Source organism: Pseudomonas sp. 273, from assembly GCF_029201425.1.
Taxonomy (GTDB): Bacteria; Pseudomonadota; Gammaproteobacteria; order Pseudomonadales; family Pseudomonadaceae; genus Pseudomonas; species Pseudomonas delhiensis.
In genome coordinates this window covers 6,531,481-6,551,738 of sequence record NZ_CP116775.1, presented here as the reverse complement: position 1 = coordinate 6,551,738, position 20,258 = coordinate 6,531,481, and the positions used below count along the sequence as shown (strand labels likewise).

General features: G+C 68.4%; 14 protein-coding genes and 2 pseudogenes. 12 read left to right on the top strand and 4 right to left on the bottom strand.

What is annotated here, in order from left to right; all coding sequences use genetic code 11:
- The first annotated feature begins 81 nt into the window (after window positions 1–81).
- From PKO50_RS30000 to choV, 4 genes and pseudogenes are all read left to right on the top strand, one after another.
- Window positions 82–1,008 (top strand): choline ABC transporter substrate-binding protein, encoded by a 927-nt coding sequence (locus PKO50_RS30000; RefSeq protein ID WP_275628047.1) that lies wholly within the window; start codon window positions 82–84, stop codon window positions 1,006–1,008.
- Window positions 1,009–1,228: 220 nt separating this feature from the next.
- A complete protein-coding gene (locus PKO50_RS29995) occupies window positions 1,229–2,167 on the top strand; it encodes a choline ABC transporter substrate-binding protein (RefSeq protein ID WP_109933582.1) in 939 nt (312 codons plus the stop codon).
- A 41-nt stretch (window positions 2,168–2,208) separates the two neighbouring features.
- Window positions 2,209–3,041, top strand: a pseudogene (choW, locus tag PKO50_RS29990) (choline ABC transporter permease subunit); the annotation flags it as partial.
- 10 nt (window positions 3,042–3,051) lie between these two features.
- Window positions 3,052–4,230: a choline ABC transporter ATP-binding protein gene (choV, locus tag PKO50_RS29985; RefSeq protein WP_109933581.1), complete on the top strand. Its 1,179-nt coding sequence runs from the start codon at window positions 3,052–3,054 to the stop codon at window positions 4,228–4,230.
- A 194-nt stretch (window positions 4,231–4,424) separates the two neighbouring features.
- Here choV and PKO50_RS29980 read toward each other — a convergent pair whose 3' ends face one another.
- From PKO50_RS29980 to PKO50_RS29965, 4 genes and pseudogenes are all read right to left on the bottom strand, one after another.
- Window positions 4,425–5,432 carry an alpha/beta hydrolase gene (locus PKO50_RS29980; RefSeq protein WP_275628046.1) on the bottom strand — a complete coding sequence of 336 codons (1,008 nt, stop codon included), beginning with the start codon at window positions 5,430–5,432 and terminating at the stop codon, window positions 4,425–4,427.
- 359 nt (window positions 5,433–5,791) lie between these two features.
- Window positions 5,792–6,652, bottom strand: a complete 861-nt coding sequence (locus PKO50_RS29975; RefSeq protein ID WP_275630547.1) for a helix-turn-helix transcriptional regulator — start codon at window positions 6,650–6,652, stop codon at window positions 5,792–5,794.
- Between the two features lie 53 nt (window positions 6,653–6,705).
- Window positions 6,706–8,124: an aminotransferase gene (locus PKO50_RS29970; protein ID WP_275628045.1), complete on the bottom strand. Its 1,419-nt coding sequence runs from the start codon at window positions 8,122–8,124 to the stop codon at window positions 6,706–6,708.
- A 109-nt stretch (window positions 8,125–8,233) separates the two neighbouring features.
- Window positions 8,234–9,336: pseudogene (locus tag PKO50_RS29965) on the bottom strand (polyamine ABC transporter substrate-binding protein).
- Between the two features lie 157 nt (window positions 9,337–9,493).
- On the opposite strand from PKO50_RS29965, the gene PKO50_RS29960 reads away from it, so the two are divergent.
- From PKO50_RS29960 to PKO50_RS29925, 8 genes are all read left to right on the top strand, one after another.
- Window positions 9,494–10,141 carry a TetR family transcriptional regulator C-terminal domain-containing protein gene (locus tag PKO50_RS29960; protein ID WP_089393906.1) on the top strand — a complete coding sequence of 216 codons (648 nt, stop codon included), beginning with the start codon at window positions 9,494–9,496 and terminating at the stop codon, window positions 10,139–10,141.
- Between the two features lie 110 nt (window positions 10,142–10,251).
- Window positions 10,252–10,992, top strand: a complete 741-nt coding sequence (locus tag PKO50_RS29955; protein WP_275628044.1) for a response regulator — start codon at window positions 10,252–10,254, stop codon at window positions 10,990–10,992.
- Between the two features lie 2 nt (window positions 10,993–10,994).
- Window positions 10,995–11,762, top strand: coding sequence for a transporter substrate-binding domain-containing protein (locus PKO50_RS29950; protein ID WP_275628043.1), 768 nt, complete (start codon window positions 10,995–10,997; stop codon window positions 11,760–11,762).
- Window positions 11,759–13,960: an ATP-binding protein gene (locus PKO50_RS29945; protein ID WP_275628042.1), complete on the top strand. Its 2,202-nt coding sequence runs from the start codon at window positions 11,759–11,761 to the stop codon at window positions 13,958–13,960. Before PKO50_RS29950 ends, PKO50_RS29945 begins: the two co-directional genes overlap by 4 nt.
- Before the next feature lie 405 nt (window positions 13,961–14,365).
- Window positions 14,366–15,769 carry an amino acid permease gene (locus tag PKO50_RS29940; RefSeq protein WP_275628041.1) on the top strand — a complete coding sequence of 468 codons (1,404 nt, stop codon included), beginning with the start codon at window positions 14,366–14,368 and terminating at the stop codon, window positions 15,767–15,769.
- Between the two features lie 316 nt (window positions 15,770–16,085).
- Window positions 16,086–16,874 (top strand): enoyl-CoA hydratase-related protein, encoded by a 789-nt coding sequence (locus tag PKO50_RS29935; protein ID WP_275628040.1) that lies wholly within the window; start codon window positions 16,086–16,088, stop codon window positions 16,872–16,874.
- Window positions 16,875–16,890: 16 nt separating this feature from the next.
- Window positions 16,891–18,051 carry an acyl-CoA dehydrogenase family protein gene (locus PKO50_RS29930; RefSeq protein ID WP_275628039.1) on the top strand — a complete coding sequence of 387 codons (1,161 nt, stop codon included), beginning with the start codon at window positions 16,891–16,893 and terminating at the stop codon, window positions 18,049–18,051.
- Window positions 18,052–18,062: 11 nt separating this feature from the next.
- On the top strand, window positions 18,063–20,153 hold the full coding sequence (locus PKO50_RS29925; RefSeq protein WP_275628038.1) for an acetate--CoA ligase family protein: 2,091 nt from the start codon (window positions 18,063–18,065) through the stop codon (window positions 20,151–20,153).
- Window positions 20,154–20,258: the final 105 nt, after the last annotated feature.

Genomic DNA, 20,258 nt, shown 5'->3' with positions numbered 1-20,258 from the left:
GATGAACGGTCGACGAACGGCTAGGGTTTCGCCTTCGGACCTGTGCTTGACCCCTCCCCGTAATTGCTAGAGGCTGACCTCATGAAGTGTCTTCTGTTGTCGCTGTTGGCGTTACCCGTTCTTTGCTCAGGCCTGGCCCAGGCCGCCGAACCACAGTCCTGCTCGCTGGTCCGTTTCGCCGATGTCGGCTGGACCGACATCACCGTCACCACCGCCGTCACCCGCCTGGTGCTCAGCGAACAGGGCTACCGCACCAAGGTCGAGCGTCTCTCCGTTCCCGATACCTACAAGGCCATGGCCGAGAAGCGCATCGACGTCTTCCTCGGCAACTGGATGCCGAGCATGGCCGCGGACATCAAGCCCTACGCCGACAATGGCTCGGTGCAGACCGTGCGGGCCAACCTGGAGGGCGCCAAGTACACCCTCGCCGTTCCCCAGTACGCCTACGACGCCGGCCTGAAGAGCTTCGCCGACATCGCGAAGTTCAAGGAGCAGCTGGGCGGCCGGATCTACGGCATCGAACCGGGCAACGACGGCAACCAGCTGATCCGCAAGATGATCGCCGACAAGGCCTTCGGCCTGGGCGACTTCAAGCTGGTGGAGTCCAGCGAGGCCGACATGCTCGCCTCGGTGCGCCGCGCCGGCGCCCTCAAGCAGCCGATCGTCTTCCTCGGCTGGGAACCGCACCCGATGAACACCCGCCTGCAGATGCGCTACCTGGAAGGCGGCGATGCCTATTTCGGCCCGAACTACGGCGGTGCCACCGTCTACACCAACGTCAGGGCCGGCTATCTTGATGAATGCCCGAACGTCGCGCAGTTGCTGCGCAACCTGGAATTCGACCTGGCCATGGAGAACCGCCTGATGGACGCGGTGCTCAATGAACGGAGCAATCCGCGCCAGGCCGCCAAGGACTGGTTGCAGGCCAACCCGCAGGTGCGCGACGCCTGGCTCAAGGGCGTGCAGCCGCGCGCCCAGGCCCCGTCCAAGGCCGTCGTCCAGCAGTGAAGGCGACGTCCCCGGGCCGTCGGAACAGGGCCGTGGAACTGGATGCGACACCCCTGGTGCTGATTGCGACTTCGCCTGCACTGGTTGCGACGCACCCGGTATGCGGCGGATTTTTCCTGTTCCATGATCGTTTCCGAATCGACGAAGAAAGGGCCCGCGTCCCGGCGCGGCCCACCTAGAAACCCACGCAGATCGCCCTATCCCGCAGAGGAGTACGCTCATGAAAGGTTGCAAGTCTTTGCTGCTGGCAGTGTCCCTGAGTGCGCCGCTGGTGGTTCAGGCCGCTGAACCTGAGTCGTGCGGCACGGTTCGCTTCTCCGACGTCGGCTGGACCGACATCACCGTCACCACCGCGACCACTCGCCAGGTGCTGGAATCGCTCGGCTACACCACCAAGGTGAACATGCTTTCCGTGCCGGTGACCTACCGCTCGCTGGCGAACAAGGACCTCGACGTCTTCCTCGGCAACTGGATGCCGAGCATGGCCAACGACATCAAGCCCTACGCCGACAACGGCTCGGTGGAAACCGTGCGGGCCAACCTGGAGGGCGCCAAGTACACCCTGGCGGTCACCCAGGCCGCCTACGACGGCGGGCTGAAGAACTTCGCCGACATCGTCAAGTTCTCCGACAAGCTCGGCGGCAAGATCTACGGCATCGAGCCGGGCAACGACGGCAACCGCCTGGTCCAGGGCATGATCGACAAGAACCAGTTCGACCTCGGCAAGTTCAAGCTGGTGGAGTCCAGCGAGGCCGGGATGCTCTCGCAGGTGGGCCGTGCCGACCGGCGCAACCAGTGGATCGTGTTCCTGGGCTGGGAACCGCACCCGATGAACACCCGCTTCAAGATGCAGTACCTGCAGGGTGGCGATGACGTGTTCGGCCCCAACTACGGTGGCGCGACCATCTACACCAACGTGCGCAAGGGCTACGTCCAGGAATGCCCGAACGTCGGCAAGCTGCTGACCAACCTCACCTTCACCCTGGACATGGAAAACAAACTGATGGACGCCGTGCTCAACGGGGGCAAGAAGCCCGAGGACGCGGCCAAGGCCTGGTTGAAGGATCATCCGGAACTGCTCGATGCCTGGCTGGCTGGCGTCACCACGCGTGACGGCAAGCCGGCGCTCGCCGCGGCCAAGGTCGCTTTCGCCAAGTGACCTCGGCCGGTCGCTTCCACCTTGCTTGATGGGCCCGCACTATGTTTCTGACTGAACACAAGATCCCCCTCGGTGAGCACATCGCCGCCTTCGTCGACTGGCTCACCCGCCATGGCTCGGCGGTCTTCGACAAGATCTCGGATGTCCTCGAGTTCCTCATCCATGGTGTCACCGGCGGCCTGCTGTGGTTCCACCCGCTGCTGCTCACCGCGATCATGGTGGGCCTGGTGCACTTCATCCAGCGCAGCGTCGGCCTGACCCTGTTCGCCCTGGCCTCGCTGCTGCTGATCCTCAACCTGGGCTACTGGCAGGAAACCATGGAGACCCTCGCCCAGGTCATCTTCGCCACCCTGGTGTGCGTCGCCATCGGCGTGCCCCTGGGCATACTCGCGGCGCACAAGCCCTGGTTCTACACCGCGCTGCGGCCGCTGCTGGATCTGATGCAGACGGTGCCCACCTTCGTCTACCTGATCCCCACCCTGACGCTGTTCGGCCTGGGTGTGGTGCCGGGCCTGATCTCCACCGTGATCTTCGCCATCGCCGCGCCCATCCGCCTGACCTGCCTGGGTATCCAGGACGTGCCGGGGAGCTGATGGACGCCGGCAAGGCCTTCGGCTGCTCACGCTGGCAGCTGCTGACCCGTATCGAACTGCCGCACGCCATGCCCAGCATCGGCGCCGGCATCACCCAGTGCATCATGCTGTCGTTGTCGATGGTGGTGATCTCCGCGCTGGTAGGCGCCGACGGCCTCGGCAAGCCGGTGGTGAACGCGCTGAACACCGCGGACATCTCCCTGGGCTTCGAGGCCGGCCTGGCCATCGTCCTGCTCGCCATCCTGCTCGACCGGGTGTGCAAGCAACGCTCGCTGCGGGGAGGTAAGCACTATGTCAGCGATTCGCTTCGAACACGTGGATGTGATCTTCGGCACCCACACCAAGGAGGCCATCAAGCTGCTCGACCAGGGCATGGGCCGCGAGGAAATCCTCAAGCGCACCGGCCAGGTGCTCGGCGTGGAGGACGCCTGCCTGGACGTCAACCGCGGCGAGATCTGCGTGATGATGGGCCTGTCCGGCTCCGGCAAGTCGAGCCTGCTGCGCTGCATCAACGGCCTCAACAAGGTCAGCCGCGGCAAGCTGCTGATCGAGCACGAAGGCCAGCAGGTGGACATCGCCAGCTGCTCGCCGGCGACGCTCAAGACCATGCGCACCAAGCGCATCGCCATGGTCTTCCAGAAGTTCGCCCTGATGCCCTGGCTGACCGTGGCCGAGAACATCGGCTTCGGCCTGGAGATGCAGGGCCGCCCGGCCAACGAGCGGAAGAAGGTGATCGACGAGAAGCTCGAGCTGGTGGGCCTGTCGCAGTGGCGCGACAAACGCCCGGACTCGCTCTCCGGCGGCATGCAGCAGCGCGTCGGCCTGGCCCGCGCGCTGGCCATGGACGGCGACATCCTGCTGATGGACGAACCCTTCTCGGCCCTCGACCCGCTGATCCGCCAGCAGCTGCAGGACGAACTGCTGGTGCTGCAACGGCAACTGCACAAGACCATCGTCTTCGTCAGCCACGACCTCGACGAGGCGCTGAAGATCGGCACCCGCATCGCCATCATGAAGGACGGCCGCATCATCCAGCACGGCAAGCCCGAGGAGATCGTGCTGAGCCCGGCGGACGAGTACGTGCGCACCTTCGTCGCCCACACCAACCCGCTCAACGTGCTGTGCGGCTCCAGCCTGATGCGCGGCCTGGACCAGTGCCGCCGGCAGGACGGCGAGGTGTGCTTCGACCAGGGCCGCGACTGCTGGATCGGCCTCACCGAGACCAACCAGATCAAGACCGCGCGCCAGGGCAGCAACATCATCGACCTGCAGCAATGGCGCCCGGGCGACGCGGTGGAGAGGCTCAAGCACGAGCCGACCCTGGTGGACGTCAACATCCGCATGCGCGACGCCCTGCAGATCCGCTACCAGACCGGCCACAAGCTGGTCCTGCAAGAGCAGAGCCGTGTGGTCGGGGTGCTCGGCGACAGCGAGCTGTACCACGCGCTGCTGGGCAAGAACCTGGGCTGACGGGGCCGAGGAAGCGAAGACGCCGGGCAGATGCCCGGCGTTTTCGTTTTGCGTAACCGTTCGCGGTACGGGCGCAGGCGGCACGGCTTCTCGTAGGAGCGAGCTTGCTCGCGAACGGATTTCCCGGCGGCTGCGGTGCCGTGCGGTTCGCGAGCAAGCTCGCTCCTACGAAGAGCCCATCGGTGCGGCCAGCCTCAATGTTTGAGCTCGGCCAGGCCCTTGAGCAGCGCCGCGTGGAACGCCTGCGGGTCCTGGATCTGCGGCGCGTGGCCGAGCTTGTCGAACTCCACCAGGGTGGCGTGGGGGATGGCCTGGGCGGTGCGCTTGCCCAGCTCGGCGTAGTTGCCCAGCTTGGCGCGCAGCGGCTCGGGGGCGATGTCCTTGCCGATCGCGGTGTTGTCCTGGGTGCCGATCATCAGCAGGGTGGGCGCCTGGATCTGGCCGAACTCGTAGAGCACCGGCTGGGTGAAGATCATGTCGTACTGCAGCGCCGAGTTCCACGCCACGCGCTCGTGGCCGGAGCCGTTGTAGAGGCCGGCGAGCATGTTCACCCACTTGTCGTATTCCGGCTTCCACTGGCCGGCGTAGTAGGTGGCCTGCTCGTACTTGCGGATGCCCTCGGCGCTGGTCTTCAGCTCGCGCTCGTACCACTGGTCCGGGGTGCGGTAGGGCACGCCCAGGGCCTTCCAGTCCTCCAGGCCGATGGGGTTGACCAGCACCAGCTGCTCGACCTGCTGCGGGTACATCAGCGCGTAGCGCGCGGCCAGCATGCCGCCGGTGGAGTGGCCGAGCAGCGTCACCTTGTGCAGCCTGAGCTTGTCCAGCAAGGCGTGGGTGTTGCTGGCCAGCTGCTGGAAGCTGTACTGGTAGTGCTCCGGCTTGGTGGACTTGCAGAAGCCGATCTGGTCCGGCGCCACCACCCGGTAGCCGGCGGCGCTCAGGGCGGCGATGCTGGCCTCCCAGGTGCCGGCGCAGAAGTTCTTGCCGTGCAGCAGCACCACCGTGCGGCCGTTGGGCTTGGCCGGCTTCACGTCGATGTAGGCCATGTGCACGTGCTTGCCCTGGGAGGCGAAGCTGAAGTGCCCCACCGGGTAGGCGTAGTTGAAGCGTTCCAGTTCGGGACCGTAGGTCGGCCGGGTTTCGGCGGCCTGCAGCGGCAGGGCGGCGGCCAGCAGCAGGGCGGGGAGCCAGCGTCGGAACATGGGGTTTCCTCGGGAGGGCGTGGGGAATGCCCTAGCATGCCTGGGGAGGGCCAGGGCTGGGAAGGGCGTGGGTGCCATCGCGCCAGGTGAATGGCGCGGGTGGGGCGGCGTAGGAGCGGATCTTATCCGCGAATCGCGCCCGGGGGTTCCGGCTATCGCGGACAAGGTCCTACCATTCCGGTGGGCACGGCTTCTCGTAGGAGCGAGCTTGCTCGCGAATGAGCCCCGCAGCGGAGTCTGTTCGCGAGCAAGCTCGCTCCTACGAAGAGCCGCTCGGCGTAGCCGGTTAGACAGTTGCTGGACTCCCCCGTAGGAGCGGACTCCGTCCGCGATGGATGGGTGTCCGGGCGGTCGGCGTTTCAGGCCGGCCCGTCGCGGGTCAGCCAGTCGATGAACAGCGAGAACAGCTCCGCCTGGGAGTTGATCTCGAGCTTGGTGTAGAGGTGCTTGCGGTGCATGCGCACCGTCTCCGGCGAGATGTCCAGCACCCGCGCGCTGGACTTCACCGAGTGGCCGCGCAGCAGCAGGTGGGCGATTTCCCGTTCGCGCTCGGTCAGGCAGTCGCCGCCGAAGTTCATGAAGGCTTCGCGGATGTGCCGGTTCAGCGCCGCCGCCGGTTGTGCGCCGGCGTCGCCGCCGGCCAGCAGCAGGTCGAGGCCGCCGCGGCTCTCGAACTGCCGGCACAGCTCGCGCACCAGCGGCAGGGCGGCGCGCAGCAGCTCGGTCTGCGCCTCGCTGAAGCGCGCGCCGCTGCGGCCCTGGTACACGCACAGGGAGAGCTTGCGCTGGGCGTCGAGGTCGACGATGTAGTGGCTGTCTTCCACCGAGCCGCACTTGAGGTAGTAGGTCTTGTAGTACTCGCTGGCGAAGAAGTCGTCCGGGGCGATTTCCGCCAGCGGGTAGAAGCCTTCGGCCAGGCCGCCCTCGATGGCCAGGCAGAAGGGGTCGAGCAGGTAGCCGCGGGCGTAGTAGCGCTCGGTCAGCGGCTCGCGGTAGGCCTCGGGGATGCCGTGCTGGAACAGGTGGCGCGGCGGCTGGCCCTTGCGCTCCAGGCCGAACAGCGAGGACTCGATGGGCACCAGCGCGTTCAGCGCCTCCACCAGGCGCGCCGGGAATTCCGCCGTGGCCACCGCGGCCATGGCGCGCGCCAGCCCCGCATGCCAGGCATGCAGGGCCGGGCTGTTGAGTGGGGCATCGAGTGGGGTGGCCGGTGTGCTCATGGTCGGCAGCATACGGCCGCCGCCGACCAGCTGCAAAGCGCCGCGTCCGCGCATCAATGCCCCGCGTAGTCGCCGCTGCGCTTGAGGTCCTCGGCGGTCTCGAGGATGGCCTCGCGCAGGGTGTCGACCACTTCGTCGACCTGCTCGCGGGTGATGGTCAGCGGCGGCGACATCACGTTCAGGTGCACGATCGGGCGCACCAGCAGCCCCCGGGCCTGGGCCCGCAGGTGGATCTTCTCGCCGATGTTCAGTTCCTCCGGGAATAGCGTCTTGCTGCGCTTGTCGGCGACGAACTCAACGCAGGCCATCAGCTTCTGGCAGCGCACGTCGCCCACCAGCGGTAGCCCGGCCAGTTCCTGCAGGCGCTGCTCCAGGTAGGCGCCGACGTCCTTGACGTGCTCCAGCAGGTTCTCGCGCTGGATGATCTCGATGTTCTTCAGCGCCGAGATGCAGCTCACCGGGTGCCCGCTGTAGGTGAAGCCGTGGCTGAAGCAACGGCCCTGGTTCGGCTCGGCGATGACCTTCCAGATTCTGTCGGAGAAGATGCACGCGCCCAGCGGCAGGTAGCCGGAGGTCAGGCCCTTGGCGGTGGTGATGATGTCCGGCTGCATGCCGAACACGTCCTCGGAGGCGAAGAAGGCGCCCAGGCGGCCGAAGGAGGTCACCACCTCGTCGGCGACGTAGAGCAGGTCGTACTTCCGGCATACCTCCCACATGCGCTTGTGGTAGCCCTTCGGCGGGATGATCACGCCACCCGAACCCATGATCGGCTCGGCGAAGAAGGCCGCGACCTTGTCGGCGCCCAGTTCCAGGATCTTGTCCTCGAACTCCTTGACCAGGAATTCCAGGAAGTCCGCCTCGGTCATGCCCTCCGGCGCGCGGTAGGGGTTGGGGCAGGAGATGTGGTGGATGAAGTCCTTGAGGAAGTCGAACTCGGCCGGGTGGTCGGCGACCTTGCCGCCCAGGGACATGGTCAGGAAGGTGGAGCCGTGGTAGGCGTTGACGCGGCTGATGATGTGCTTCTTGGCGTGCTTGCCGCGGCAGTTCTGGTAGTACTGGATCAGCCGGTAGGCGGTGTCCACCGCGGTGGAGCCGCCGGTGGTGAGGAACACGTGGTCGAGGTCGCCCGGGGCCAGTTCGGCGAGCTTCTCGCAGAGCTGGATGGCGGTGACGTTGGCCATGTCGCAGAAGGGGTTGGAGTAGGCCAGCTGGCGCACCTGCCCGGCGATGGCCTCGGCCATCTCCTCGCGGCCCAGGCCGATGTTGGTGCACCACATGCCGCCCACGGCGTCCAGGTAGCGGTTGCCCTTGGTGTCGTAGATGTAGGCGCCTTCGCCCGCGGCAATGTTCAGCGCGCCGTTCTCGCGGTGGTCGTCGAACACGTGGTAGCCGTGGACGTAGTGGGCCTTGTCGGCGGCGACCAGCTTTTCGTCGTCGAACTGGGCGAAGAAGGCGGCGGATGGGGTGGTCATGACAGTACCTCGATAGTGCGGTTTCAACTCGTTAATTCCGTTTCCCTCTCCCCAGCCCTCTCCCCGAAGGGAGAGGGCTGGGGAGAGGGGGCTCTTGCTTGAACAGATGTCAGGTCCCGGTCTTCACCGCATTCCACGTCCTGGTGATCAGCCGGGTGGCCTTGGGCCCCTGGACCTTCTGGGTGAACAGCCGCGAGCGCGTCTCGGCGTCCGGGTAGATCGCCGGGTCGTCGCGCACCTCGGTGGCCAGCAGCGGCTTGGCCGCGATGTTGCTGCTGGCGTAGCGGATGTAGTCGCTGACGTCGGCGGCCACCTTCGGCTGCAGCATGTATTCGATGAACTTGTGGGCGTTGGCCACGTGGGGCGCGTCGGCCGGGATGTAGAAGTCGTCGAACCAGATCAGCGAGCCTTCCTTGGGCACGAAGTAGCCCAGCTTGACCTTGGCCCCGGCCTCGTCGGCGCGGGCCTGGGCGGTGGCGTAGTCGCCGGACCAGGTCATGGCCATGCACTGGTCGCCGTTGGCCAGGCCGTTGAGGTAGCTGGTGGAGTCGAACTTGCGGATGTACGGGCGGATCGACTGCAGCAGGTCCTGGGCGGCCTTGAGGTCCTCGGGGTTGGCGCTGTTCGGGTCGCGCTTGAGGTAGGCCAGGGCCAGGGGATGACGTCGGTGGGCGAGTCGATGATGGTCACCCCGCAGTCGGCGAATTTCGACACCACCTTGGGATCGAACAGCATCGCCAGCGAGCCGATGGGCGCGTCGGGCATGCGCTGCTTGATCTTGTCGATGTTGTAGGTGATGCCGTTGCTGCCCCAGGTATAGGGCGCCGAGTACTGCACGCCCGGGTCATAGTGGTCCAGGTGCTTGAGCACCTCGGGGTCGAGATTGTTCCAGCTGGGCAGCCGGCTCTTGTCCAGCGGCTGGAACACCCCGGCCTTGAGCAGCGGCGGCACCAGCGCGGCGTTGAGCACCACCAGGTCGTAGCCGGAGCGGCCGGGCAACAGCTTGCCCTGCACCGTCTCGTAGGAGTCGTAGGTGTCGTAGACCACCTTGATCCCGGTGGCCTTCTCGAAGTCGGCGATGGTGTGCTCGCCGATGTAGTCGGACCAGTTGTACAGCCTCAGCGTGTTGGCGCCGTTGGCGTCCGCGGCCTGGCCGAGCAAGGGGCTCAGCGCCAGGGCCGTGCCCAGGATCGCTGCGAAGGGTTTGTACATGTCACTCCCACCTGTGGTTGTTTTCGAGGGTCGTGTCGGCTGTGGCCACTGTCCGCCGCCGGCCTTCGCCGGGCCATTCCCCGAATGGGTGGGTGGGGCTGGTATGCTGTTGCACATTCGTTCAGATTGGCGGCCTCGGACACAGGAGCGGCAGGCGATGAACCAGGCAGTGCGCTTTTCCCGGCTGGAACCCGAGCAGCGCAAGGCGCTGCTGATCGAGGCCACCCTGGCGTGCCTGAAGCAGCACGGCTTCCAGGGCGCGTCCATCCGCAAGATCTGCGCCGAGGCCGGGGTTTCGGTGGGGCTGATCAACCACCATTACGCGGGCAAGGACGAGCTGGTCGCCGAGGCCTACCTGACGGTCACCGGGCGCGTCATGCAGCTGCTGCGCGAGGCCATCGACCAGGCCGCGCCGGATGCCCGCGCGCGCCTCTCGGCGTTCTTCCGCGCCTCGTTCAGCGCCGAACTGCTCGACCCGCAGCTGCTCGACGCCTGGCTGGCGTTCTGGGGCGCGGTGAAGACCGCCGAGGCGATCAACCGCGCCCACGACCATTCCTACGGCGAGTACCGCGCCCTGCTGGCCCAGGCGCTGGACCAGCTGGCCGAGGAGGAGGGCTGGGCCGACTTCGACGCCGACCTCGCCGCCATCGCCCTGTCGGCCATGCTCGACGGGCTGTGGCTGGAATCCGGGCTGAACCCCAACACCTTCACCCCCGAGCAGGGCGTCCAGGTCTGCGAGGCCTGGGTCGACGGCCTGCAGGCCGGCGGGCGGCAGCGCTTCAGCCGCCGGCCGGCGGACTGTTGATCGGCCGTTCAGCAATCGCTACTCTGCGCCGGCCCCTGGGAAATTTCCCACGGGCGTCCATCCTCTAATAAGAAATCCGCCGCGACCTCGCCGGCGGCCGCAGCAGGGTATTGGCGATGGCTCCCCGTGTACTGATCGTCGACGACGATCCGCTGATCCGCGAACTCCTCCAGTCCTACCTCGTCGGCGAGGGCTACGAGGTGGCCTGCGCCAGCACCGCCGAACAGGCCGAGGCCAGCCTGGCCGACGCCGAGCAGGGCGGCCCGCCGTTCGACCTGGTGCTGCTGGACATCCGCCTGCCCGGCAAGGACGGCCTGACCCTGACCCGCGAACTGCGGGTGCGCTCGGAGGTGGGCATCATCCTCATCACCGGGCGCAACGACGACATCGACCGCATCGTCGGCCTGGAATGCGGCGCCGACGACTACGTGATCAAGCCGCCGAACCCGCGCGAGCTGGTGTCGCGGGCGAAGAACCTGATCCGCCGCGTGCGCCACGCCCGCGCCCCGGCCGCGGCGACGCCGGCGCGCCAGCCGCTCAAGCGCTTCGCCCACTGGCGCCTGGACGCCGACCGCCGGCGCCTGGTCGACCGCGACGGCAGCGAAACCCCGCTGACCCACGGCGAGTTCCAGCTGCTCAGCGTGTTCCTGCGCAACAGCGGCCACACCTTGAGCCGCGACCAGCTGATGGACCAGATCCGCAACCGCGAGTGGCTGCCCAACGACCGCTCCATCGACGTGCTGGTCGGCCGCCTGCGCCGCAAGCTGCGCGACGACCCGGCCGAACCCGAACTGATCATCACCATCCACGGCGCCGGCTACCTGTTCACCGCCGCCCCCAGCGACGCCTGAGCATGCGCTGGCTGGCCCTGCTCGCCCTGGCGCTGTGTGGTTTGGCGCCGGCCGCCGAGCGCGTACGTTACTGCGACTATCCGGTGTACCCGCCGGTGTCCTGGAGCGACGGCCACGAAGTGCGCGGGCTGGCGCCGCAGGTGGTGAAGAGCGTGCTCGGCGGGCTCGGCTACGAGGTGCAGGTGGTGGTGCTGGGCAACTGGAAACGCTGCCTGCTGGACGCCGCCGCCGGGCGCGTCGACGTGGTGCTGGCCTACCGCACCGAGCAGCGCGACCAGGGCCTGGCCTTCGCCGAGGCGCCGGTGCTGCGCGAGGAAGTGGCGCTGTTCTACAACCGCCGCAAGCCGGTGCGCTTCCAGGGCCTGGACGACCTCTCCCGCTACCGCGGCGGGTTGCTCTTCGGCGAGAGCTACGGCGCCGGGTTCGACCGCTTCGTCGCCAGCCACGACAACATCGAGTACGTCTCCGACAGCCGGCAGAACTTCGGCAAGCTGATCCGCCAGCGCATCGACTTCATCCCCTACGAGCGGCGCACCGGGCGGCTGTTCGTCGAGCGCCTGCCGGGCGGCGCGGACATCGTGGACGCGCCGCGGCCGATCACCGTCGACTACCTGCGCCTGGCGGTGTCGCGGCATTCGCCGCTGCAGGCCCGCCTGGGCGAGATAGACGCCGAGCTGCGCCGCCTGCAGGCCGACGGCAGCCTGGCGCGCTGGCTGGACGAAAGCGAGCGCGACTACCGCGCCATGCTCGCCGCCGGGGCGCAGCCGTGAGGGCCCTGCGCGCCCCCGGCCCGCTGGCGCGGCGCCTGTTGCTGCGGGTGCTGGCCTTCAGCCTGTGCTTCACCCTGCTGGCCGGCGCCGTGCAGCTGTACCTGGAATACCGCCGCGAGATGCGCGACATCGAGACCCGCCTGGAGCTGATCCGCAGCGGCTACCTGGCCAGCTTCGAGCGCAGCCTGTGGGACCTCAACCAGGCCCAGCTCAACGTACAGCTGCACGGCCTGGTGGACTTCCCCGACATCGCCTGGGCCAGCCTGGCCAGCGCCGACTTCAACCTTGTCCAGGGCGACATCCAGGCCCCCGGCCCGCTGCGCGTCGAGCACTTCCCGCTCAGCTACCAGCCGCCGGACGGCGAATCGCGGGCCCTCGGCGAGCTGGCCGTGGCCATCGACCTGGGCGCCATCTACCGCCGCCTGTGGCTCGGCGGGCTGAGCAACCTGCTGTGGATGGGCCTGTTCCTCTGCGGCCTGGCGGTGGCCCTGAGCTGGCTGTTCCACAAGCTGGTGACGCGCCACCTGGAGCGCATGGCCGAGTTCGCCGGGCGCATGGCCGGCGGCGACCTGCAGCAGCCGCTGCGGCTGGACAAGCGCATCCGCGCCGAGGACGACGAGCTGGACACCGTGGCCCACGCCCTCGACGACATGCGCCAGGCCCTGCGCGAGGAACGCGACGAACTGCAGCGCCAGGTCGAGCGGCGCACCGCCAGCCTGCGCCGGGCCAAGGACGAGGCCGAGGCGGCCAACGAGGCGAAGAGCCGCTTCCTGGCCACCATGAGCCACGAAATCCGCACCCCGCTCAACGGCATCCTCGGCATGGCCGAGCTGCTGCGCGACGCGCCCCTGGGCGAGCTGGAGCGCAAGCGCCTGCACGCCCTGCACAAGGCCGGCGAAGGCTTGCTGGCGGTGCTCAACGAAGTGCTGCACTTCGCCAAGCTGGAGGACGGCGCCAGCCTGCCGGAGCCGGTGGACTTCGACCTCGGCGAACTGCTCGACGAGGTGCTGACGCTGCTGGAGCCGCGCGCGGCAGCCAATGCCACAGTGCTCTCCTTGCGCCTGGACGCGGCCGTGCGCCGCCGTTGCCGCGGCGCCGGGCAGTTCCTCCGCCAGGTCCTGAGCAACCTGGTGGCCAACGCGGTGAAGTTCACCGAGGAGGGCGAGGTGCGCCTGGAAGTGACGCTGCTGGCGCAACGGGGCGAGGCCCAGCGCCTGCGCTTCGCCGTGGTCGACGACGGCATCGGCATTCCCGCGGCGGTGCAGGCGCGCATCTTCGAACGCTTCACCCAGGCCAGCGAGGACGTCACCCGGCGCTACGGCGGCAGCGGCCTGGGCCTGGCCATCAGCAAGCGCCTGGTGGAGGCCATGGGCGGCCGCATTGGCGTGCGCAGCGTGGAAGGCGAGGGCAGCACCTTCTGGTTCGAGGTCGAGCTGCAAGCCGCGCTGGCCCCCATGGCGGAACCGCGGGCGGCGCCGCGCAGCGAGCGTGCCCTGAGCGTGCTGCTGGTGGAAGACGTGCCGCTCAACCGCGAAGTGGCCCAGGGCCTGCTGGAGCGCGACGGCCACCGGGTACGCCTGGCCGAGGACGCCGACCCGGCCCTGGCCGCCTGCCGCGAACAGGCCTTCGACCTGATCCTGCTGGACATGCATCTGCCGGGCCTCGGCGGCATCGAGCTGTGCCAGGCGATCCGCGCCCAGGCCGACGGCCGCAACCGCGAGACGCCGATCCTCGCCTTCACCGCCAGCGTGCAACCGGCCCTGGTGCGCCGCTACTTCGACGCCGGCATGCAAGGCGTGCTGGCCAAGCCGCTGCGCCTGGACGATCTGCGCCGCGCCCTGGCCAACCTGCACGCGCCTGCGCCCGAGCCGGCAACGGACGGGGCGATCGACGCGCAGGTGCTGGCGACCCACCGCGAACTGCTGGGCGAACACCGGGTGAACGAACTGCTGGGCGTGCTGCGCGACCTGCTGGCGCAACAGCTGCCGCTGCTGCACGAAGCCATCCGCGCCGGCGACGCCAGCGAGGCCGCCGGCCTGGCCCACCGCCTGGCGGGCAGCTGCCACTCCATGGGCCTGCGCGGCCTGGGCGAATGCCTGCACGGCCTGGAAGCAGCGGCCCAGGCCGGCGAGCCGCTGCAAGCCTGGAGCGAAAGACTCGACACGCAACTCAGCGCCGCCAGGACGCACCTCCTGTAGGAGCGAGCTTGCTCGCGAACGGATCCCCGGCGGCTGCGGTGCCATGCGGTTCGCGAGCAAGCTCGCTCCTACGAAAAGCACAGAATGCGCAGACCCAGCAGGGAGGCACGCGCATCCAGCAGGCACGGACAGTCCCCTCTCCCTGAAGGGAGAGGGGCCGTTCGGCAGGCTTGGATGTTTCGGAGTCAGCCGGACGTTGTCCCGAGGGCGTGGGGACTAGCCCGCTACAAATTCCTTACAGCTTTTTACATCTTCGATCCCGCCGTTCAACGCGACCTTACATCCCCTTCGAATAATCCGGCGGTATCCGTGCCCGAGCCACGGCCTCTGACTGATTGGAGATAACAACAATGATCCAACGTAGAGTTCCGCTGTGCCGCGCCCGCCGTCTGCCGGGGGTGCGCCATGTCTGATTCGAAGCTCCAGCTCTCCCGCGCGCTCAAGAGCCGCCACATTTTCATGCTGTCCCTCGGCGGGGTGATCGGCACCGGCCTGTTCATGGGCGCCGGCGTCACCATCAACCAGGGCGGCCCGGCCGGGGCCGTGCTGGCCTACCTGGTGGCCGGCCTGCTGATGTACCTGGTGATGGTCTGCCTGGGCGAGCTGTCGGTGCAGATGCCTGTCTCCGGCTCCTTCCAGGCCCACGCCACGCGCTTCATCGGCCCGGCCACCGGGTTCATGATCGGCTGGGTGTACTGGATGAGCTGGGCCTCCACCGTCGGCCTGGAATTCACCGCCGCCGGCATGCTGATGACGCGCTGGTTCCCCGAGGTGCCGATCTGGATCTGGTCGGGCTTCTTCGTGGTCGTGCTGTTCTCCCTCAACGCCCTGGCCACCCGCGCCTTCGGCGAGGCCGAGTACTGGTTCGCCGGCATCAAGGTGGCGGCCATCCTCGCCTTCATCATCGTCGGCGTGCTGGTGATCTTCGGCGGTATCCACCTGAACGACGGCGCGCCGGCGCCGGGGCTGGACAACCTGGTCGGCGACAGCCTGTTCCCCAACGGCCTGTCGGCGGTGTTCGCGGTGATGATGACGGTGGTCTACGCCTTCCAGGGCTGCGAGATCATGGGCGTGGCCGCCGGCGAGACCGACCAGCCGGAGAAGAGCATCCCCCGCGCCGTGCGCAACGTGGTGTTCCGCGTGCTGATCTTCTACGTCCTGGCGGTCCTCGTGCTGGCCGCCATCATCCCCTGGCAGAAGGCCGGGCTGGTGGAGAGCCCCTTCGTGCAGGTGTTCGACATGGTCGGCATCCCCTACGCGGCGGACCTGATGAACTTCGTCATCCTCACCGCCATCCTCTCGGTGGGCAACTCCGGCCTGTACGCTTCCACCCGCATTCTCTGGGCCATGTCCAAGACCGGCATGGCCCCCAAGGGCCTGTCGAAGCTCAGCGCCCGCGGCGTGCCGCTGTACGCGCTGCTGATCAGCCTGGCCTTCGCCCTGCTCTCGCTGCTGACCAGCGTGGTCGCCGCCGACACCCTGTTCATGGTGCTGATGGCGGTGAGCGGGATGGCCGGCACCGTGACCTGGATCGTCATCGCCTACGCCCAGTACCGCTTCCGCCGCGAGCACATGGCCAAAGGGGGCAGCGTCAAGGACCTGAAGTACGCCGCGCCGCTGTTCCCGCTGATCCCCCTGGCCTGCATAGCGATCTGCTGCTCGCTGTTCGTGTTCCTGGCCATGGACCCGACCCAGCGCCCGTCGCTGTACTGGGGCTTCGGCTTCATCGCCGCGTGCTACCTGGCCTACTACGTGCTCAAGCGCAAGCGCCCGCAGCTGGCCAGCGAGGCGGTGCCCAGCGTCGGCTGAGCCTTCTGCACACAAGAAGCCCCGCCCTGCGGGGCTTCTTGTTTTTCGCGGACAGAGTCCGCTCCTACGGTTCCAGGGAAGCACGGACGTAGGAGCGGACTCCGTCCGCGAAGGCCCGCAGGGCCGTTTGTTCGAAATTGTAACAACGCCCGCCGCAAACCCTCGTCAAATCCCCACAGCCCCCGCACCACGCGGCCTTCCCGCCGTCCGGCGGGGCGTTACAAGCTCCCCATTCGGGTGCATTGCCGTCTTGTTGAACACTTGTTTAGTATGGTGGCCAACACCGCCCTCATGCGACAACAACAACGAGGCCAGCATGACTCACGCATCCCCGCTCAGCCGGGTCCAGGACGGCATCGCCTGGATCACCCTGAACCGCCCCGAACAGCGCAACGCGCTGGACATCCCGACGCTGAAGAACCTGCACGCCCTGCTCGACGCCTTCGAGGCCGACCCGGCCGTGCGCGTCATCGTGCTGACCGGCGAGGGCCGCAGCTTCTGCGCCGGCGCCGACCTCGCCGAATGGGCCGAGGCCGAGGCCCGCGGCGAACTGGAAACCTACGGCTGGACCGAGACCGCCCATGCCCTGATGCGTCGCCTGCACGGCCTGGACAAGCCGACCATCGCCGCCGTCAACGGCACCGCCGTCGGCGCCGGGATGGACCTGACGCTGTGCTGCGACTTCCGCGTCGCCGGCGCCAGCGCGCGCTTCAAGGCCGGCTACACCGGCATGGCCTACTGCCCGGACGCTGGCGCCAGCTGGCACCTGCCGCGGCTGATCGGCAGCGAGGCGGCCAAGCGCCTGCTGTTCCTCGACGAGCTGTGGAATGCCGAACGCGCCCTGGCTGCCGGCCTGGTCGGCGAAGTGGTCGCCGACGAGCGACTGCTGGCCAGTGTCGGCGAGTTCGCCGCGCGCCTGGCCGCCGGCCCGACCTTCGCCTTCGCCCAGACCAAGCGCCTGATCCGCGACGGCGCCAACCGCACCCTGGCCCAGCAACTGGAAGCCGAGCAGGCCGCCGGGCTGCTCTGCGGGCGCAGCGAGGATGCCGCCGAGGCCCTGCGCGCCGTGGCCGAGAAACGTTCCCCCCAATTCCAAGGCCGTTGAGCGGCGAGGTGATTCCATGGATTTCAAGCTGACCCAGGAACAGGAAATGCTCGTCGAGGCGGTCAAGGCCTTCGTCGAGAAGGAACTGCTGCCCCACGAGGAAGAAGTCGACCGCGCCGACGCCGTGTCCCCGGAGCTGGCCGCGCAGATCCGCGGCAAGGCCATCGCCGCCGGCTTCTACGCCTTCAACATGCCCGAGGAAGTCGGTGGCGGCGGCCTCGACTACCTGTCCCAGGCGCTGGTGGAGCGCGAGCTGTCCAAGGTCTCCTGGGCGCTGCACGTGTTCGTCGCACGGCCCTCGAAGATCCTCATGGCCTGCAAGGGCCAGCAGGTCCAGGACTACCTGCTGCCGGTGGTGCAGGGCGAGAAGATCGACTGCTTCGCCCTCACCGAGCCGGGCGCCGGCTCCGACGCCAACTCGATCAAGACCCGCGCCGTGCGCGAGGGCGACGACTTCGTCATCAACGGCGCCAAGCACTTCATCAGCCACGCCGGGCACGCCGACTTCGCCATCGTCTTCGCCGTCACCGACACCTACGAGCACAACGGCAGGAAGCGCAACGCCGTGACCGCCTTCCTGGTCGACAAGGGCACCCCGGGCATGACCGTGCGCCGCGGCCCGCGCTGCGTCAGCAACAAGGGCTACCACACCTACGAGATCTTCTTCGACGACTGCCGCGTGCCGGCCGCCAAGGTCCTCGGCGAAGTGGGCAAGGGCTGGGAAGTGGCCAACGCCTGGCTCACCGCTGGCCGTGTGATGGTCGCCGCCAACTGCGTCGGCCAGGCCCAGCGCGCCATGGACCTGGCCCTGCAATGGTCGGCCGACCGCAAGCAGTTCGGCCAGGCCATCGGCAGCTACCAGGGCATTTCCTTCAAGCTGGCCGACATGGCCACGCAGATCCGCGCCGCCGAGCTGATGACCCTGCACACCGCGTGGAAGATGGACCAGGGCAGCATGACCGACGGCGAGGCCGGCATGGCCAAGCTGTTCGCCAGCGAAGTGCTGGGCAAGGTCGCCGACGAGACCGTGCAGATCTTCGGCGGCATGGGCCTGATGGACGAGGGCCCGGTGGAACGCATCTGGCGCAACGCGCGCATCGAGCGCATCTGGGAAGGCACCTCGGAAATCCAGCGCCACATCATCTCCCGCGAACTGCTGCGGCCGCTGCTGCGCTGATCGGTGATCCCATGAGCCAACGTGACAATCTCAAGCGCCTGCTGGCCCCGCGCCACCTGGCCTTCATCGGCGGCCGCAGCATGGCCCGCGCGCTCAAGCGCTGCGCCGAGGGCGGCTTCGCCGGGCCGATGTGGCTGGTCAACCCGCAATACGACCAGCTCGAAGGCGTGCCCTGCGTGCGCAGCATCGCCGAACTGCCCGAAGGCCCCGACGCGGTCTTCGTCGCCACCAACCGCGACCTGACCTTGCAGGCCGTCGCCGAACTGGCCGCCAAGGGCGCCGGCGGCGCCATCTGCTACGCCTCCGGCTTCGCCGAGACCGGCGCCGAAGGCCAGGCCCTGCAGCAGCGTCTGCTCGACGTGGCCGGCGACATGGCCCTGCTCGGGCCGAACTGCTACGGCCTGCTCGACTACCTGCACGGTGCGGCCCTGTGGCCGGTGGCCCATGGCGGGCACATCGTCGAGAAGGGCGTGGCGGTGCTGACCCAGAGCGGCAACTTCGCCTACAACCTGTCGATGAGCGACCGCTCGCTGCCCGTCGCCTACATGGCCTCGGTGGGTAACCAGGCGCAGCTGGGCGTGGCCGAGCTGATGGACGTACTGCTCGACGAGCCGCGCGTCACCGCCATCGGCCTGCACCTGGAAGGCCTGAAGAACGTTCCCGGCTTCGCCCGCGCCGCCTACAAGGCGCTGCAGAAAGGCATCCCGGTGATCGCCCTGAAGACCGGCGTGTCGCAGATAGGCGCGGAACTGGCGCTCAGCCACACCAGCTCGCTGGCCGGCTCCGACGCGCTCTACGACGCACTCTTCGACCGCCTCGGGGTGATCCGCGTGAGCGGCCCGGTGAGCTTCATCGAAACCCTCAAGGCCGCCGCCTGCGGCAACCTGCCGGCCGGCCCGAGCCTGGCCGCGCTGGCCTGCTCCGGCGGCGACGCCGGGCTGATCGCCGACTACGCCGAGCGCAACGGCCTGCCGCTGCCCAAGCTGGTCGAGGCGCAGCGCGCCGAGCTGGCCCAGGTGCTGCCGGACTACGCCAACATCGCCAACCCGCTGGACTTCACCACCGCCATCTGGGGCGACGGCCCGGCGCTGGAGAAGATGCTCGACAGCGCCCTGCGCACGCCCGCCGACGCCGCGCTGCTGGTGCTCGATTACCCCGGCGAGGAAACCGGCGAGCGCCCGCAGTGCGACCTGCTGCTGGAACTGTACTGCGCCGCGCTGAAGCGCCACGGCAAGGTCGGCTTCATCGCCTCGGCGCTGCCCGAACTGCTGCCGGCCCATGCCCGCGAACTGCTGCACGGCCACGGCGTGGCGGCGCTGCAGGGCGTGGAGGACGGCCTGGCCGCCTGGGGCCGCATCGCCCACTACCGCCAGCGCCGCGACGCGCTGCTGGCCCGTGGTGAAGCGGCGCTGGTGCCGCTGTGCCCACAAGCCATCGAAGGCGAGGGCCGGCTGCTCGACGAATGGGCTTCCAAGCAGGCGCTCAAGCCCTTCGGCCTGCCGCTGCCGGCGGCCGTGCTCAGCACCCCCGGCCAGGCCCGCGAGGCCGCCGCCGACCTGGGCTACCCGCTGGTGCTCAAGGCGGTCAGCGCCGAGCTGCCGCACAAGACCGAGGCCGGTGGCGTGGCGCTCAACCTGCGCAACGAGGCGGCCCTGGAGGCGGCGCTGTTCGACATGCGCGAGAGCCTGGCCAGGCACGCGCCCCAGGTGAAGTTCGAGCAGGTGCTGCTGGAGCGCATGGCCAGCCCGCCGCTGGCCGAGCTGATCGTCGGCATCAAGCGCGAGGTCGGCTTCGGCCTGGCCCTGGTGCTCGGCGCCGGCGGCATCCTCGTCGAGCTGCTCAAGGACAGCCGCAGCCTGCTGCTGCCGACCACCGACGCGGCCATCCGCGACGCCCTCCTGGGCCTGCGCAGCGCGCCGTTGCTCAGCGGCTTCCGCGGCCGCCCGGCAGTGGACATGGACAAGCTGGTGGACGCCATCCGCGCGGTGGCCGACTACGCCTGCGAGCACGCCGACAGCCTGCTGGAGCTGGACGTGAACCCGCTGCTGGTGAACGCCGAAGGCGCCGTGGCGGTGGATGCGCTGGTGCGGCTGGGCGACTGAGCTTCAAGGGCATCCGGCAAGCACCGGATGCCGAAGGATGAACCCGAACGCTCCCCTCTCCCGCTTGCGGGAGAGGGGCTGGGGAGAGGGTGGTAGGCGGAGACT